Raw genomic sequence first — 622 nt, 5'->3', positions numbered from 1 at the left:
TCGAGGCATGGTCGGTGCGGCTGCCTGCGTCGGTGCGGTCCCGTACATAGCCTCCACCTGCTCGGTGAGCTGTCGAAGATTGTCTGCTGACATCCGTTGGCGCAGTTGCGGAAACCAGACCTCCTCCTGCTCCCAGACGTGCTCACGGATCATCTCCATCAACTCGCGCATCAACCGGGCGAAATCGGGGTCGGCCGGGTTCGTCGCGCTGAGCGTCGTCATGGTCCTCTCGACCGCGGCCTGTTGGGCGATTTCCCTTCCGATCACCTCATCACCGTTCGGAATGATCTTTCTGGCTTCAGGATAGACGACTTTCTCCTCAACCGCCGCGTGCCGGAGCAGCTCAATAACGATATTTTCCGCCAGTTGGTTCTTCTCTGTCGTCGAGGTTGCCCGGTCGTAACGCTGAAACAATTCTTCGACCTTGTCGTGGTCGTGCGTCAGAACGTCTACGACGTCGCCTTCGGCCATTGCAGGACCTCCCCTGGTCGTTTGTCGGGTTGATGCGGATTTCCCGGCATGTCTGGAGAAACCCCGTCCGACTTGCCGGGGCGCCCGGCGAGTTCCCTACCCGATTGCGGGACACTGTAAGACCGCGCAGAACCGCACCGCACCGCACCGC

Annotated in this window: 1 protein-coding gene; it reads right to left on the bottom strand. The window is 60.9% G+C overall.

Going from position 1 to position 622, the window contains the following annotated elements; translation table 11 throughout:
* The coding region (locus U9980_RS28325) for a hemerythrin domain-containing protein (protein WP_322770726.1) at positions 1 to 471 on the bottom strand (471 nt) is incomplete at its 3' end.
* Positions 472 to 622: the final 151 nt, after the last annotated feature.

The organism is Protofrankia sp. Cr1 (assembly GCF_963555865.1).
GTDB lineage: Bacteria > Actinomycetota > Actinomycetes > Frankiales > Frankiaceae > Protofrankia.
This window is presented reverse-complemented; position numbering and strand designations above follow the sequence as displayed.